Source organism: Auritidibacter ignavus, from assembly GCF_003703835.1.
Taxonomy (GTDB): domain Bacteria; phylum Actinomycetota; class Actinomycetes; order Actinomycetales; family Micrococcaceae; genus Auritidibacter; species Auritidibacter ignavus.
The window spans coordinates 30,871-46,068 of the sequence record NZ_RDQR01000015.1; the positions used below are offsets into that span (position 1 = coordinate 30,871).

Annotated in this window: 14 protein-coding genes and 1 tRNA gene; 11 read left to right on the top strand and 4 right to left on the bottom strand. The window is 59.4% G+C overall.

Translation table 11 applies throughout. The annotated features are described in order from the left end of the window. The first annotated feature begins 68 nt into the window (after positions 1 to 68). The 4 genes from DYI20_RS08355 to DYI20_RS08370 all read left to right on the top strand — a co-directional run bounded on the left by DYI20_RS08355 (position 69) and on the right by DYI20_RS08370 (position 4,469). Positions 69 to 932, top strand: a complete 864-nt coding sequence (locus DYI20_RS08355) for a C40 family peptidase (RefSeq protein WP_233242736.1) — start codon at positions 69 to 71, stop codon at positions 930 to 932. A gap of 121 nt (positions 933 to 1,053) precedes the next feature. Continuing rightward, positions 1,054 to 1,368: a hypothetical protein gene (locus tag DYI20_RS08360; RefSeq protein WP_146206305.1), complete on the top strand. Its 315-nt coding sequence runs from the start codon at positions 1,054 to 1,056 to the stop codon at positions 1,366 to 1,368. Further along, positions 1,365 to 3,242, top strand: a complete 1,878-nt coding sequence (locus DYI20_RS08365; RefSeq protein WP_122549288.1) for an ABC transporter ATP-binding protein — start codon at positions 1,365 to 1,367, stop codon at positions 3,240 to 3,242. The genes DYI20_RS08360 and DYI20_RS08365 overlap by 4 nt, the downstream gene beginning before the upstream one ends. A gap of 21 nt (positions 3,243 to 3,263) precedes the next feature. Continuing rightward, positions 3,264 to 4,469: a MalY/PatB family protein gene (locus DYI20_RS08370; protein WP_110099413.1), complete on the top strand. Its 1,206-nt coding sequence runs from the start codon at positions 3,264 to 3,266 to the stop codon at positions 4,467 to 4,469. Between the two features lie 9 nt (positions 4,470 to 4,478). Here DYI20_RS08370 and DYI20_RS08375 read toward each other — a convergent pair. Next, a tRNA-Arg gene (locus DYI20_RS08375) sits at positions 4,479 to 4,552 on the bottom strand. Between the two features lie 14 nt (positions 4,553 to 4,566). Further along, positions 4,567 to 5,151 (bottom strand): hypothetical protein, encoded by a 585-nt coding sequence (locus tag DYI20_RS08380; RefSeq protein WP_110110798.1) that lies wholly within the window; start codon positions 5,149 to 5,151, stop codon positions 4,567 to 4,569. Between the two features lie 141 nt (positions 5,152 to 5,292). Between DYI20_RS08380 and pcrA the strand changes: the two genes are divergently transcribed. The 5 genes from pcrA to DYI20_RS08405 all read left to right on the top strand — a co-directional run bounded on the left by pcrA (position 5,293) and on the right by DYI20_RS08405 (position 12,738). Further along, complete coding sequence (pcrA, locus tag DYI20_RS08385; protein WP_122549289.1) at positions 5,293 to 7,749, top strand: DNA helicase PcrA; 2,457 nt, start codon at positions 5,293 to 5,295, stop codon at positions 7,747 to 7,749. Positions 7,750 to 7,980: 231 nt separating this feature from the next. Further along, entirely contained in the window at positions 7,981 to 9,150 is a 1,170-nt protein-coding gene (gene sucC, locus DYI20_RS08390; RefSeq protein WP_110101367.1) for an ADP-forming succinate--CoA ligase subunit beta, read from the top strand. Between the two features lie 22 nt (positions 9,151 to 9,172). Beyond that, entirely contained in the window at positions 9,173 to 10,090 is a 918-nt protein-coding gene (gene sucD / locus DYI20_RS08395; protein WP_122549290.1) for a succinate--CoA ligase subunit alpha, read from the top strand. Between the two features lie 176 nt (positions 10,091 to 10,266). Beyond that, on the top strand, positions 10,267 to 11,283 hold the full coding sequence (locus tag DYI20_RS08400) for an AEC family transporter (RefSeq protein WP_110101369.1): 1,017 nt from the start codon (positions 10,267 to 10,269) through the stop codon (positions 11,281 to 11,283). A gap of 72 nt (positions 11,284 to 11,355) precedes the next feature. Beyond that, complete coding sequence (locus DYI20_RS08405; RefSeq protein ID WP_110101370.1) at positions 11,356 to 12,738, top strand: aspartate aminotransferase family protein; 1,383 nt, start codon at positions 11,356 to 11,358, stop codon at positions 12,736 to 12,738. Here DYI20_RS08405 and DYI20_RS08410 read toward each other — a convergent pair. Next, entirely contained in the window at positions 12,735 to 13,823 is a 1,089-nt protein-coding gene (locus tag DYI20_RS08410) for a VIT1/CCC1 transporter family protein (RefSeq protein ID WP_110101371.1), read from the bottom strand. The two genes, DYI20_RS08405 and DYI20_RS08410, sit on opposite strands and share 4 nt — an antisense overlap. 118 nt (positions 13,824 to 13,941) lie before the next feature. On the opposite strand from DYI20_RS08410, the gene DYI20_RS08415 reads away from it, so the two are divergent. After that, the gene (locus DYI20_RS08415; RefSeq protein WP_122549291.1) at positions 13,942 to 14,331 is read left to right on the top strand and encodes a YidH family protein; all 390 of its coding nucleotides are present in this window, start codon (positions 13,942 to 13,944) and stop codon (positions 14,329 to 14,331) included. 4 nt (positions 14,332 to 14,335) lie between these two features. Then, the gene (locus DYI20_RS08420; RefSeq protein ID WP_110099450.1) at positions 14,336 to 14,662 is read left to right on the top strand and encodes a DUF202 domain-containing protein; all 327 of its coding nucleotides are present in this window, start codon (positions 14,336 to 14,338) and stop codon (positions 14,660 to 14,662) included. Here DYI20_RS08420 and DYI20_RS08425 read toward each other — a convergent pair. Then, on the bottom strand, positions 14,659 to 15,198 hold the full coding sequence (locus tag DYI20_RS08425; protein WP_244924673.1) for a pyridoxamine 5'-phosphate oxidase family protein: 540 nt from the start codon (positions 15,196 to 15,198) through the stop codon (positions 14,659 to 14,661). The genes DYI20_RS08420 and DYI20_RS08425 overlap by 4 nt on opposite strands.

A 15,198-nucleotide genomic window follows, 5' to 3' on the forward strand; every position in this document is an offset into this window, starting at 1 on the left:
GTCGTAACTATTCATCATGACGGGGCAGAGCTTAAAAGCTCCGGATACTACGTGAGAGAGGTTCTCAAGTGTCGAAGCGTTCCACCGCCCGCCACCGCGCCACCCCTGCAAAGGGAGCTACCTTAGCCGCTTTGTCTCAGTCTGTGACGCAGAATGCTGGTAGCTTTGGTCGTCAAGCCGCTATTGTTGCTACCGCATCCGGCCTGGCTTTGACTTTCGTTCCGCAGGCAGAGGCCGCGCAGGCTTCCACCGCCCGCGAAACCTCGGTCCTGCCAGCCACCGGCGCTGACCTGGAACGTGCTTCTCAGAACGAGACCGTTACTGTTGACTCTGACGCTGAAATTGATCTTGGTCGCGTCCAAGTCACCTCCACACCGGCTCCAGAACCTGAAGTAGAAGAAGAAAACGACACCGAAGACGACACTGACTTCTCTGCTGTGACGTCCGCTGAGCAGTTTGACAGCTACAGCGACGACGAACAGGACACCCCCTCGTCCGAGACCTCCTCTTCTTCTGAATCCGAAGATAACGATGTCGAGACTGCTAGCGCAGAAACTCCTGAAGCACCGGAGAACGCAGCTTCTGGTGCTATGGGCCAGGTTGTCTCGGCTGCTTACTCCGGCATCGGGACCCCCTACGTCTGGGGCGGTAAGACCCCGGCCGGCTGGGACTGCTCGGGCTTCACGTCCTGGGCATACGCTCAGGCTGGTATCAGCATTCCCTCCTCGACCTCTGCCATCCTGGGCTCCGGCAAGTTCGTCCGCACCTCCAGCCCGCAGCCTGGCGACCTGGTTTTCCAGAACGGTGGTGGCCACGTGGGCATCTACGTTGGCAACGGCCAGATGATCGGCGCCCAGAATCCTTCCGTGGGCACTCTGCTCCACAGTGTGGACCGTAATCCGTTGATGGGCTACTACACCTACGTTGGCTAAGACCAACATTCTGCGTCTCGGATAAACTCCGAGCCTTTGACGACTGCAACATCAGGGCTTCCTCCACTCGGAGGAGGCCCTGATGTATTTCTATCCCGGGCGTACTGACAAAGGAGTCACGGTGTCACACATCCCACCCGTAGCCCACCAGTTCTCTCCGCAATGGGCCCACGCTCTGCTGCAGGCGTTAGAAATTGACCCCCGCATCGAGATCAATTCCGCGCAACTACATCAGATCAGCTGTGAACAACACTTACAGACCGCACCGGAGCATCTCACCTTGGGTTTCATTGCCGGCTATGCTGCCGGATTGGCTGAAGGTAGCCGACAAGCTGAGTTTCCCCAAACTCACCGTGCCAGCTTGCGCTATATTGCCAGGGTGCTACCCGAGATTCTGGCTACTGGCTCTCACAACGAGGGCGGGACGCGCTCATGAGCATGGACCGCGCTGCGCATTTGACCATGTTCCGGTTGCAACGCCACGCCGGACAATCGCACCCGGGGTTGCGCCCCGGCACGATCGCTCGATGCTTCAGATTCCTGGGTCGCTATCAACTACGAGTGCTTAGCTACGTGGCGGTGTCCATCTTGGGGGCGGCATTGACGATCGTCTCTCCCATCTTGGCCGGACGTGTGGTAGACGCTATCGTCGAAGGTCACAGCACCGAGGACGTAGGAACCGTGATCCGCCTGGCGCTACTCATCGCCGCGGTAGCGGTCGCCGAGGCCATACTTGCCGTACTCTCCCGCTGGCAATCTGCCTCGTTGGGCGAACGGGTCATTTTCGACTTACGTACCCAGGTTTTTGATCACATCCAGACCATGTCGGTCGCCTTTTTCACCCGGGCTCGGACCGGTTCACTGGTTTCGCGGGTCAATAACGATGTCTTAGGCGCGCAAACCGGTATTGCCCGAACCTTTCCAACCGTGGTGATGAATGTCGTCACCCTGATTTTGACCCTAATCGTTATGCTGACCACCTCGTGGCAGATCACAGTACTGGCTCTGGTTCTTTTGCCCATCTTCTTACTGCCGGCACGCGCACTGGGGAACCGACTGGCAGCACTGACCCGGGCGCGAGCCGATCACCAAGCTGCCATGGGATCACACATGACCGAGGACTTCTCCGCGGCAGGCTCCACCTTGATTAAGCTCTTCGGCGACGCCGAGAAACAATCGGCGCGCTTTCGCAGCCGCGCTGATCGAGTCCGTGGCTCAGGGGTGGAGATCTCGATCTGGCAGTCGGTGTTTACCACACTGCTCACTCTGGTTTCCGCACTGGCGTTGGCCGCCGTCTATGGCATCGGTGGGTGGCAGGCTATCGTCGGTGATCTCAATGCCGGCGAGGTCGTCACCATGGCGTTGCTACTGACTCGGCTCTACACGCCGCTGACCGGCCTGGCCACTGCCCGGGTGGAGCTTATAAGCGCACTGGTGAGCTTTGACCGGATCTTTGAGATTCTCGACCTCACCCCCTACGTGCTCGATCCGGAACACCCCAGAACAATCCCGGCCGGTCCAATACAGGTCGTCGTAAAAGACGTGGACTTTTGGTACCCCCGGGCCTCGGATGTGTCTTTGGCTTCTCTGGAAGATGTTGCCCAGCTCCATGATGAAACCCCGCACCAGGTGTTGCACCAGATTAGTTTCGAGCTCAAACCGGGAGAGACCGTGGCGTTGGTGGGCTCGTCCGGAGCCGGCAAATCCACTATCGCTTCCCTGCTGGGCCGGCTTTACGACCCGGTTGCCGGGTCCATCACCTTCAACGGCATGGACCTGCGGGATACTTCACAGGCCCAGGTCCATTCCCGGATGGGAATGGTGACTCAGGATGCACACTTACTCCACGACACCATCCGCAGGAATCTCACCCTCGATGTGCACGAGTCCACCGATGAGCAACTACTCGACGTGCTCGAACGGGCCCAACTAGGCCAGCTGATGTCCCAGCTACCTCATGGGATCGACACTGTGGTGGGCGACCGAGGGTACCGACTCTCCGGTGGCCAACGGCAACGCCTGGCCATCGCACGGGTACTACTGGCCCAACCCGATCTGGTGGTGTTGGATGAAGCCACCGCCTCGCTGGATTCCACGTCCGAACAAGCTGTCCACGCTGCCTTGGATGAAGTGCTGACCGGTCGGAGCGCGGTGGTGATCGCCCACCGGCTGTCCACCGTGGTTTCGGCTCACCACATTCTGGTGGTCGAAGATGGCCACATTATTGAGCGCGGAACCCATTCCCAGCTAGTGTCAGCCCACGGACGATACGCTGAGTTATATCGAACTCAATTTGCCACCGACGACTAGTCACAGAAAGCGGTGAGATAGATGCCACGTTTCGCCGATCTCGATGCTATTACCGAAGAACAACTACGCGCTACCGGCGCCACCAAATGGGTGCACCCCGATCGCGCCATTGGTGCCTTTATGGCAGAAATGGACTTCGGCACCGCCCCCGAAATTACCGCTTCGTTGGTTCGCGAGGTGCAACGCGGTCGTTTCGGATACCTGCCACAGGACCTTGCCGAGTCGTTAGGGGAGGCCGTGGCTCAGTGGCAAGCTAAGCGTTATGGCTGGCAGGTCGATCCGGCCGATGTCCACCCGGTCGCCGATGTGATTACCGCCTTTCGGGCCGCTATCGAACGCTTCACCACCCCGGGTTCCCCAGTGATCATCCCGACACCGGCCTACATGCCTTTCCTCCGCATGGCGCGGAGCTTGGACCGGCCCATCATTGAAGTACCGATGCTGACCGAGGTGAACGAACAAGGCCATCTGGTCTATACCCACGATCTGGACGGCATCCGCCAGGCCTTTGGTGCCGGTGGTGAAATTCTCGTGGTGTGCAACCCTCATAACCCCACCGGTCGGATCTTGACCCGCGAGGAGCTCACCGATCTCGCAGCGGTAGTCACCGCAGCGAATGGGCGGGTTTTTGCCGATGAAATCTGGGCTCCGCTGATCTACGATGAGTCACCACACATCCCCTATGCCTCGGTGTCACCGGCTGCTGCCCAACACACCATCACCGGTTCTGCTGCTTCCAAAGCCTTCAATCTCCCCGGCCTGAAATGCGGTCAGTTGATCACCGCGAATCTCACCGACCGCAACCACTTCAACGCCACCGGTTACTTTGACCGCCACGGGGCAGCCAATCTCGGTGCGGCCGCAACCGTTACCGCACTGACCGACCCGGCGGCTGCCGCCTGGCTCGACGATATTGTGGCCTACTTACAGCGCAATCGAGATGAGTTGATTCGATTCGTGGACGAACGACTGACACGTCATGGTGTGCGGGTTACCGAGATTTCCGGGACCTATATCGCCTGGTTGGACTTTAGCCAGACCGTGCTGGCCGGCCAGCCCACCTCGGTGGCCCGACAGCTGGTGAAAACCGCCGGGGTACAGCTCACCGACGGTGCTCACTGCGGTGAGGCCGGCATCGACCACACTCGCTTGGTGATGGCCATGCCACACCCGATACTGCAACGGGCCCTAGAACAGATCGAGAAGGCCCTGCAACGGGCCGAATAAAACGACAAGTCCCCCCGACTGGAGTCGAACCAGCGACCTACCCTTTAGGAGAGGGTTGCTCTATCCTGCTGAGCTACGGGGGGGATGCGGTACTACTCTAACGTACCGCTACCGGCTCTGAAGCGCGGGTGGAGGTCACGATCTTGCGGAAAATTGCCACGATCACACCCACCGCGAGCAATACCAACAGCACCCACCGGCCGATGGTCAACGCGGAGGCCAACGATACAGCCTGTTGTGTCACCTCGTGCAAGGCCCGCTCGATCGCGATGTTCTCCCACATATCGACCACAGCAAAGACCACACCGGTGGCGATCATCACCGCCCGTGGCACCCACGACCGCAGGGCCCAGAAAGCAACCACCACGGCCAACAGGGCCACCAAGACCGGAAAAATCACCCCGGCGGTCTTGTGGGTCCAGTTTAGTTGTCCCAGTGCCGGATCATCCATTGCCGTCGCGACAGCCTCAACCTCGTCGAGACGGTAGCCAAAAGGGCGGTGGTCCAACATCGGCATCCCACCGGTGAGCTGGCGCATCTGGTTCAGCGCCAAGACGTGATAATAAAAGCCCATGAAGATCACCGTGCCCGCCAGGGCCAGCACCAACATCCCCGGGGAGGACTGCGGTTGCTCAGCAACCGGTTGCGCGGTGGCAGTGGGTCGGTTCTGGGTGTTGCCCACGAAACGTTTTCCTCCTCGTACAGTGACTGACCGTCACGGGGTGCGTTGCAGTGCGGGGGGGGGTGCACGGTGATAAGTGTTATCCCCACGCCCACCCATCCTAGTCTGCTGTGTCAGTGGAGCTGACTAGACTGGGGGACTATGGCATCGATGATCACCCCCTCGTCTTCGGATCCTGACACGCTGATCGCTGACCTGAACGACCAACAGCAGGCCGCAGTCGCTCACCGCGGGGGACCGTTGCTGATCGTCGCCGGAGCAGGCTCGGGTAAAACCAAGGTGCTCACCCACCGCATTGCTCATTTACTGGCCACCGGGGAAGCTCGTCCCTGGGAGTTCTTGGCCATTACCTTCACCAATAAGGCCGCCCGAGAAATGCGCGAACGCATCGAAGGGCTGATCGGTCCTGATGCCCAAAAAATGCGGATCTCGACCTTTCACTCCTCAGCGCTACGCATCCTAAGAGCTGAAGCTAGCACCGTGGGATTGAAATCCAATTTCTCCATCTATGATGCTGCTGATTCCTTGCGGTTGATAAGCCAGCTTGTCAAGGTGGCGGACCTGGATCCCAAACGGGTGAAACCTAAATCGATTCAGCACAAGATTTCCTCGCTGAAGAATGATTTGGTGGATGCCGACGAGTTCGCCTCGAACAACAGCGGGGACCCTTTCCAGCAGGCGGTGGCCGAGGTCTACACCGAATACACCGCGCGCTTGCGTCAGGCGAATGCGATGGATTTCGACGACCTGATCTCCACCACTGTCAATATGTTCCGCGCTTTCCCCGCTGTGCTCGATAACTACCGTCGCCGGTTCCGTTACGTGCTGGTCGATGAGTACCAAGACACCAACCATGCCCAGTATCAGCTGGTCCGATTGCTCACCGGGGAACCCGGAGACCCCTCCGGGTGTGAGACCAGTGGGGGGCAACTGACTGTCGTCGGGGACTCCGACCAGTCGATTTATGCCTTCCGCGGTGCCGATATCAGCAACATTATCGAGTTTGAGCGGGATTACCCTGATGCCACCGTGATCAATCTGGAGCAGAACTACCGTTCCACCCAGAACATTCTCGACGCCGCTAACGCGGTGATCTCGCATAATCCCTCCCGAGAGGCCAAACGGTTGTGGACCGATGCTGGGACCGGGGCAGCACTGATCGGTTACGCGGGCGAGAACGAATCGGATGAAGCCGGCTGGGTGGCCGATAAGATCGATGAGCTGATCGACAATGATGAGGCGATCCCCGAAGACATAGCGGTCTTCTACCGCACGAACGCCCAGTCCCGTGCGCTGGAAGAACGCCTCATCTCCGCGGGGATCCCTTACCGGGTGATCGGAGGAACCCGATTCTATGATCGCAAAGAAATCAAAGATGCCCTGGCGTATTTGCGCGTGATCGATAATCCCGATGACGACGTGAACCTTCGCCGGATTCTCAACGAGCCCAAACGCGGTATTGGTGACCGCTCCGAAGCGGCCTTGGCGGTACTACAAGACCGAGAACGCATCAGTTTCTTTGACGCACTCCACCGCGCCGATCAAGCACCCGGGATTGGGTCTCGAGCCGTGAAGAAAGTCCAGGAGTTTGCCCAGTTATTGGACGACCTGCAACAGCTGGCCACGACCGAATCCCCGGCCAGGGTGCTCGAAGCTGTATTGGAACAAACTGGGATGTTACACGCGCTACGCTCCTCAGAAGACCTGCAGGACGAATCCCGGGCCGATAACCTCGGAGAGTTGGTGGCGGTGGTGCGGGACTTCGAGAAAACTCACCCCGACGGAGATCTGAGCCAGTTCTTGGAACAAGTCGCCCTGGTGGCCGATACCGATCAACTGCCCACCCCTGTCGAAACCGACACTGAGGGTCAGGACTTGGCTGAGCAGTGGGGCCAAGTAACCTTGATGACCTTGCATACCGCTAAAGGTTTGGAGTTCCCGGTGGTATTTTTGACCGGAATGGAACACGGCGTCTTCCCACACGCCCGGTCGATGGGGGACACTCAAGAGCTGGCCGAAGAGCGCCGACTGGCCTATGTGGGGCTGACCCGGGCCGAAAAGCGACTGTACCTGTCCCGGTCCGAATCCCGTTCGCTATGGGGTCAGCATCAGTTCAACCCGCCCAGCCAATTCCTCACCGAGATTCCCGACGCCCTCATCGAATGGGAACGAGAAGGGCGCTTGAACGGCGTCGACACGCGTGGGTCCTGGAACGATATCGGTGCGGGGCTAGGATTTGGCGCCCCCGGATCTCGGTATCCAAAACGGTTCACTGGCTCCCATTGGGGCGCTTCAACCTCACGCAGCCACTACGGCAAGCCCGGCCAGAGTTCTGGGTCCCGAGCTGGGGCTACCGGGATCACCGAGGCGCAAGAACGCGCCGAGGTGGTTCGAGGCGAAAAACCGACCCGAGTGGTGCCCGACCACGAGGTCATCAGCCTCAGCCCCGGCGACCACGTCAAACACAAAAGCTTCGGTACTGGGGTGGTCACAGCCATCTCTGGCAGTGGAGACAAGACCGTTGCCACGGTGGCGTTCTCCGGTTCGGAGAAACGGCTGTTGCTACGCTACGCCCCAGTCGAAAAAATCTCCTTCTAATGCACGCCTTTGACCTGTACCGGCCCGGGGATGTGCTGACGGTCCTGGTGGGCACAAAAGCCCGTCATTTCTGGGTCAGTGGCTAGTTTTCAACTGTCTACAAAACCCCAGGCAGTGCACTAAGGTTATTTACTGGAGCCCGCAGTGGCGGGTCGTCGAGTGCTACCGCGCAAACATCGCCGGTGAGACTCGAAAAATCGAACTATTGTCGACGTTAAAGGACTCCAACCCGTGGACCTGTACGAATACCAGGCGCGCGATCTCTTCGAAGCACACGGTGTTCCCGTGCTCGCCGGAATCGTGGCCGAAACCCCACAAGATGCCAAAGCAGCCGCTGAAAAACTCGGTGGCGTGACCGCCGTCAAAGCCCAGGTCAAAGTCGGTGGGCGTGGTAAGGCCGGTGGCGTCAAAGTCGCCAAGACCCCGGACGAGGCCTACGAATACGCCCAGCAGATTCTGGGCATGGACATCAAGGGCCACACTGTCCACCGCGTGATGATCGCTGCCGGTGCAGATATCGCTGAAGAATACTACTTCTCGGTGTTGCTGGACCGCGCAAACCGCACCTACTTGGCCATGTGCTCCGTCGAAGGTGGCGTGGAAATTGAGCAACTGGCCGCTGAACGTCCCGACGATCTGGCACGCGTTCCGGTCTCCGCTCTGGAGGGAATCACCTTCGAGGTGGCCAAGGACATCGCCACTCAGGCGAAATTCCCCGCTGAGCAGGTTGATGCTGTGGCCGAGGTACTGGTCAAGCTCTGGGAGGTTTTCGACGAAGAAGACGCCACCCTGGTTGAGGTCAATCCGCTGGTCAAGACCGGTGACGGCACCATCTTGGCCCTGGACGGCAAGGTCACTCTGGACGACAACGCGGATTTCCGCCACGAAGACCACACCAAGCTGGTCGATGAGCGCACCGAGAATCCGTTGGAGGCCAAGGCCAAGGCTAAGGGACTGAACTACGTCAAGCTTGACGGTGATGTGGGCATTATCGGCAACGGGGCCGGTTTGGTGATGTCCACCCTCGACGTGGTTGCTTACGCCGGTGAGAACCACGGCAACGTCAAGCCCGCCAACTTCCTGGACATCGGTGGCGGCGCCTCGGCGCAGGTGATGGCCGATGGTCTGGATGTGATCCTCAACGACGATCAGGTCAAGTCCGTGTTCGTCAACGTCTTCGGTGGTATTACCTCCTGCGATGCCGTGGCCAACGGTATTGTTCAGGCCCTAGACATCCTGGGTGACAAAGCTACTAAGCCGCTGGTCGTGCGTCTGGACGGCAACAACGTGGAAGCCGGCCGCCAGATCCTGGCCGATGCCAACCACCCGCTGGTGCACATTGCCAAGACCATGGACGCCGGTGCTGACCAGGCCGCTGAGCTGGCCCACGCCGCCAAGTAAGTTAAGGACGGATTGAACAACAATGTCGATTTATCTCAATAAAGACTCCAAGGTCATCGTCCAGGGTATTACCGGTGGTGAAGGTACCAAGCACACCGCGCTAATGCTCAAGGCCGGTACTAATATTGTCGGCGGTGTCAACGCTCGCAAGGCTGGCACCACCGTGACTCATGAGGACAAAGACGGTAACACCGTTGAACTACCGGTCTTTGGTTCCGTCGAAGAAGCCATGACCGAAACCGGTGCCAATGCGTCGGTGATGTTCGTGCCTCCGAAGTTCGCGAAGGACGCCGCGATCGAGGCCATCAAGGCTGAAATTCCGTTGCTGGTGGTCATCACGGAGGGCATCCCGGTTCAGGACACCGCCGAGTTCTTCGCACTGTCTCAGTCGATAACTGACGAGCAGGGTCAGGCCAAGACACGCATCATCGGCCCGAACTGCCCGGGTATTATTACCCCCGGCGAATCCCTGGCGGGTATTACCCCGAACTCGGTCACTGGTTCCGGTCCGATCGGTCTGGTCTCCAAGTCCGGAACCTTGACCTACCAGATGATGTTCGAACTCTCGGACTTCGGTATCTCCACCGGTATCGGTATCGGTGGTGACCCGGTGATCGGCACCACCCACATCGATGCGCTGGAGGCCTTCGAAAATGACCCCGACACCAAGGCCATCGTGATGATCGGTGAAATTGGTGGTGACGCCGAGGAACGTGCCGCCGAGTACATCAAGGCAAACGTCACCAAGCCCGTTGTCGGCTATGTGGCCGGTTTCACCGCGCCCGAGGGTAAGACCATGGGCCATGCCGGCGCGATTGTCTCCGGCTCCTCCGGAACCGCGACAGCGAAGAAGGAAGCTCTCGAAGCAGCCGGCGTCAAGGTCGGTAAGACTCCGACCGAAACCGCGGAGCTGATGCGCGAGATTCTTAACAACGGCTAAGTGCGCGCAGTGTGAACTATGTAGTGACCGGTGCCCCGAACCGTTCTGGTTCGGGGCACCGGGGTTTAACGACTGGTGTCTTAATACGGCATGCACCCCACCCGGTGAGTGACAACGGCGGTACCCTAGATAGCGTTTGACCGTGGCCAACACAGACCACCGGGGAAGGAAAGCACATGGCAGAGATGCTGGCGACCATGGTCCCGCTCTTTCTGATTTTGGGGCTGGGCTTTGCCATCGGATTCTCGGATAAGATTCTGGGATGGCAACCAGCCCTGAACGGGTTTGTCTTCCATATCTCGTTGCCGACTTTCGTGTTCTCCTCCATGGTGACCGCGCCCATACCCGACGTCGTTCCCTGGGGAACACTGGCGATCGCAGGACTGGTGCCCATCGTGTTAGCCATTGTGCTCTACTTCGGGGCCCGCTGGCTGTTAGGCTCACAGGAGACACAAGCTTCCACGCTGTCGGTCTCAGCGGTCTTCGGCAACGTGGGATATCTGGGCATCCCGTTATCGATCGCATTCTTCGGCGAGGAGTCCATCATTCCTGCCGTGGTGATCGGCATGGTGCACAATATGGTCTTCCTGCTGGGATTCCCCTTGGTGCGCACCACCGTGAATATGCGACAGAACTACCGAACCCTGGCTCAGGCTGGTGGATCAGCTGATCCCGTCCCAGCACAGCAACGAAAAACCCACGGTTCGCTGACTTCTGTGCTCATTCGTGTGGTGGTCGATGGGCTCTTTTTCAACCCCTTATTCATCGCCGCCGCCCTGGGGTTGACCGTGATGCTCACGCCCTTTGAGCTACCACAGGTCATCAGCGAGTCCGTGGCGCTGTTGGGTGCAACTGCGGTGCCTTTGTCCCTCTGCGCGGTGGGGCTGGCCATCCACCCGGCCCTGCAGGCTTTCACATCCGGTTCGTTGAACTACGTGCTGGTGCTGATTGGTGTGGCGACGAAGGCTTTTGTGGTGCCGGCGATGACCTTCCTGGTGGCGGTGGTGTTGTCGTTCTGGGTGCCCGAAGACTGGCTCGGCGTCCTGGTGCTGATGGCAGCCACACCCTCATCGACGACCGTGTTTATTCTGGGCACCCAATACGACAGACAAGGGCCCTTGGCCGCTTCCATCTTGTCCATCACGACGGTGGCTTCTCTGTTCACCGTGCCTGTGATGCTGATTATGATTTAGATAACGTTTAGACTCACAGAGAAAGCCCAACGCCAGAACGTTGTTCAGACACCCCACAGGAGGATCGTCACGGTGAGCACCGAGTACGTAGAAGCTGACCCGACAATCACCCCGGAGCAGATCGAACAAGGTCAGCAGGCCTATCGTCTCGATCGTGAACATGTCTTCCACTCCTGGGCGGCGCAGGCGCAACTAGACCCGATGACCGTCATCAAAGCTGAGGGCAGTTACGTCTGGGACGGTCAAGGACATAAACTGCTGGACTTCTCCTCCCAGATGGTCAACACCAATATCGGGCACAGTCACCCCGCCGTGGTGGCCGCTATCCAGCAGCAGGCAGCGCGGATTGCCACCATCGCTCCGGCACACGTCAATGACGCTCGCTCGGAGGCTGCTCGGTTGATCAGTGACCTCGTTCCGGACCATTTGAACCACGTGTTCTTTACCAACGCTGGTGCTGAAGCGGTCGAGCACGCCACCCGCATGGCGCGTTTGCATACCGGACGGCCCAAGATCCTTTCGGCCTACCGTTCCTACCACGGAGGCACCGAACGAGCCATCAACATCACCGGCGACACCCGTCGGTTCCCGGTCGATACCGCCAGTCAGTCGGTGGTGCACTTCATGCCCGCTTACTTCTACCGCTCCTTGTTCGGGTCCACCACCCTGGAAGAGGAAACCCAGCGAGCTCTGGACCATCTGGAACAAACCATCATTTTTGAAGGTCCCGACACCATCGCCTGCATTATCCTCGAGACTGTTCCGGGAACCGCCGGGATTTACGTGCCACCTCCCGGCTACATGGCGGGGGTACAACACCTGGCTCGTCGCTACGGGATCATGTTCATCACCGATGAGGTCATGGTTGGTTTCGGTCGAACCGGTGCGTGGTTTGGTTTCCAGCACTGGGACCTGACACCGGATTTGGTGACCTTTGCCAAGGGTGTGAATTCCGGGTACGTGCCGTTAGGCGGTGTGATCATCTCCGATGAAATCTACACCAGCTTTGCTGACCGGGCCTACCCCGGGGGGCTGACCTACTCCGGTCACCCGTTGGCCTGTGCTGCCGCGGTGGCCTGTATTCGGGCGATGGACGAAGAAGGTATGGTGACCAACGCCGATCGGCTGGGTCGGGAGATCCTGGGACCGGGAGTCGTCGAGTTGGCCGAAAAGCACCCCTCTGTGGGAGACGCCCGTGGCCTCGGGGCCTTCTGGGCTCTGGAATTGGTGACGAACCGGGAGACCAAAGAACCCTTGGCACCCTATGGTGGCTCGTCGCCGGCCATGAACGCCGTGGTAGCAGAGTGCAAGAAGCTCGGCCTGTTGCCGTTCTCCAACGCCAACCGCATTCACCTGGCCCCGCCATTGAACATCAGCGACGCGGATGCCCGTCGTGGCCTGGAGATCCTGGATTCAGCCCTCGACGTTGCTGATAGCTACTACGAAGGCGCCTAAACCCCGAAGATCAATCCCACCAGGTAGGTGATCATCGCGGCACCTAAACCAATCGCCAGTTGGCGCAGTCCTCGCGTGACCGGGGAGGTTCCTGACAGCAGACCGGTGACACCACCGGTAAACAACAGGGCTACCGAGACCAACCCTGCCGACCAGAGGATTCCGGCAGTACCGGTCACTCCGAAAAGGAACGGGAGGACGGGAATGATCGCTCCGGAGGAGAAGAAACCGAACGACGAAAAGGCAGCGCCCCACGCGCTACCGAGTTCTTCGTGCTTCGGAGAGCGCTCCACCGGCCCCTGGGAGCCATCAGGGCGGGCCGACAGGCTGGGGTTACAGTCGCAGTTGAAATAGCCCATGCGCTCCATGGCGCGATGTCGGGCGTCCTCTTGAGACATGCCACGGGCCCGATAGACGAGCTCGAGCTCATTGGAATTCAAATCCAGATGCGGGGCAGCTTCCAGGGTTACTTGGGTTGGTGAGGAGGCCTCGATCAGCTCGCGTTGGGACCGCACTGAAATGAATTCACCGGCGCCCATGGACATCGCCCCGGCCAGCAGTCCGGCGATGCCGGCTACGAGGATGAATTCATTGGTCGCTGAGGTGGCTGCGACACCCATCACCAGGGCCAAATTCGACACCAGGCCGTCGTTGGCGCCAAAGACAGCCGCACGGAAGTTCCCGGCTAGTTTTTGACGGCCTCGGGCCGCCAGTCCACGGACGACTTCACTGTGGATGGCCTCATCGGCGGCCATGCTCGGGGTGGCATCGGCGTCACGGGCATACGGGTTATCCGTCTCGGCACGTTGCATCAGTGCCAAGACAAACACCGAACCAAAGATGCGAGCCAAGAAACGTAATAGCGAGCGTCTCAGTGATGGTCGGGGCGGATTGTTGGCGTGTTCTCCCAACAGATCGCGCCAGTGCTCTTCGTGACGTTTTTCCGCTGTGGCCAGATCCAACAAGATTTCGCGTTCTTCGCCGGTTTTTCGCTCGGCGAGCTGTTCGTAAATGGCCCCCTCGGCGATCTCGTCTGCTAAGTAGCGTCGCCACCGGCGTATCTGCGCTTTAGTGGGTGCACTCATTCGTGTCTCACGACTCCCTTAGTACTGCAAGCCCCGATTCGTGTACGAGTGTGCAGCTTCGGCTTGTAACCTGGTCAAGTCTACTGAAAGCGGGCACGCCCAGAGTACTGTGAGAGGTATGGGCACTGATCCACACGATTCATCGAAAGCGTCATCGTTGCGTACGAAACTCCTCGCCGAGGGGGAGGAACCAGATGCCCGCTTTTCATTGGCCAACGAACGCACCTTCTTAGCCTGGATCAGAACCGCGTTGGCACTGCTCGCAGCGGGGATCGGGATTGAAGCCTTTACCACGCACGTGTTTGAGACGCCAATTCGTCAGATCCTGGCCTCGATCCTGCTGATATTGGGAGCCTTCATGGCCATTTCAGCGGCGATTCGGTGGGTGCGCGTCGAGCGGTCCATGCGCACCGGACGTCCGCTACCGTTGCCACTGTGGGGGCCACTGGTGGCTGTGGTCTGCGCAGTGACGGCGGTGCTGGTGATGCTCGCTGTGGTGACGGGGTAGTGTGATGGCCACCACTTACCGTCTCCACGAAGATCCTGCGTTACAACCGGAACGCACCATCCTGTCCTGGTCCCGCACCATACTGGTACTGTGTGTGGTCTCGAGCCTGTTTCTCCGCTGGTATCCCGACGTCGGGCTGATCTCTCTGGCCCCTGCGGTGGGATGCGTGGTGGCGGGGTTGGTCATCCAGCTAACCCAACGCCACCGTTACGCGCTCCAGTCGCGCGGAATCGTCCGTGGCCAGGTTGAAGCCAACCTCATCGCGGTGGGACTGATGACCGCTTTGGTGGTCGCGGTGGCCGGCTTGGGGCTGATGGCGTTGTGGCTCTAATTGGCTGAACCGTCGTGGCGAGACAACCGAGAGGTATCGGGGTGGCGCGGTGGCTCGGAGGTTTTCAGGTCCGGATCGTAGCGGAACCCACCGTCCTCGTCGCGCTCTGGTTGCCGGCCAAAAATGAAATGGCGACCGGATAATTCCTCGATTGAGATTGAGGCGAAGAAGTCTTTCAGTGTCGGAACCCAGGGAGCAATACCGAGTTGGCGCACGTGTTCAAGCTCCGCTGTATCGGTGACCATCCGCGCGACGCCACGAACCACCACCGACCAGGCCTGCTCGGGGAGAATCCCGTCGGTTTCAAAGGCCACATCGAGTCCGTGTTCGGCGGCTGCTAATTTACTCCCGGGTGCGGTGCGGAAATAGAGCAAGTCACCGTCGCGGACATAATTGATGGGGAAGATCTCGATCTTGGGACCATCGGCAAAGGCGAAACGACCGTGGCGAGTGTTGTCCAGCAACTTCCGGCACTGTTCCTCGGTCAGGGTCAGGACCGGTTCGTTTTCGGGGTGCTCAAACATCAGGTGGTTCAT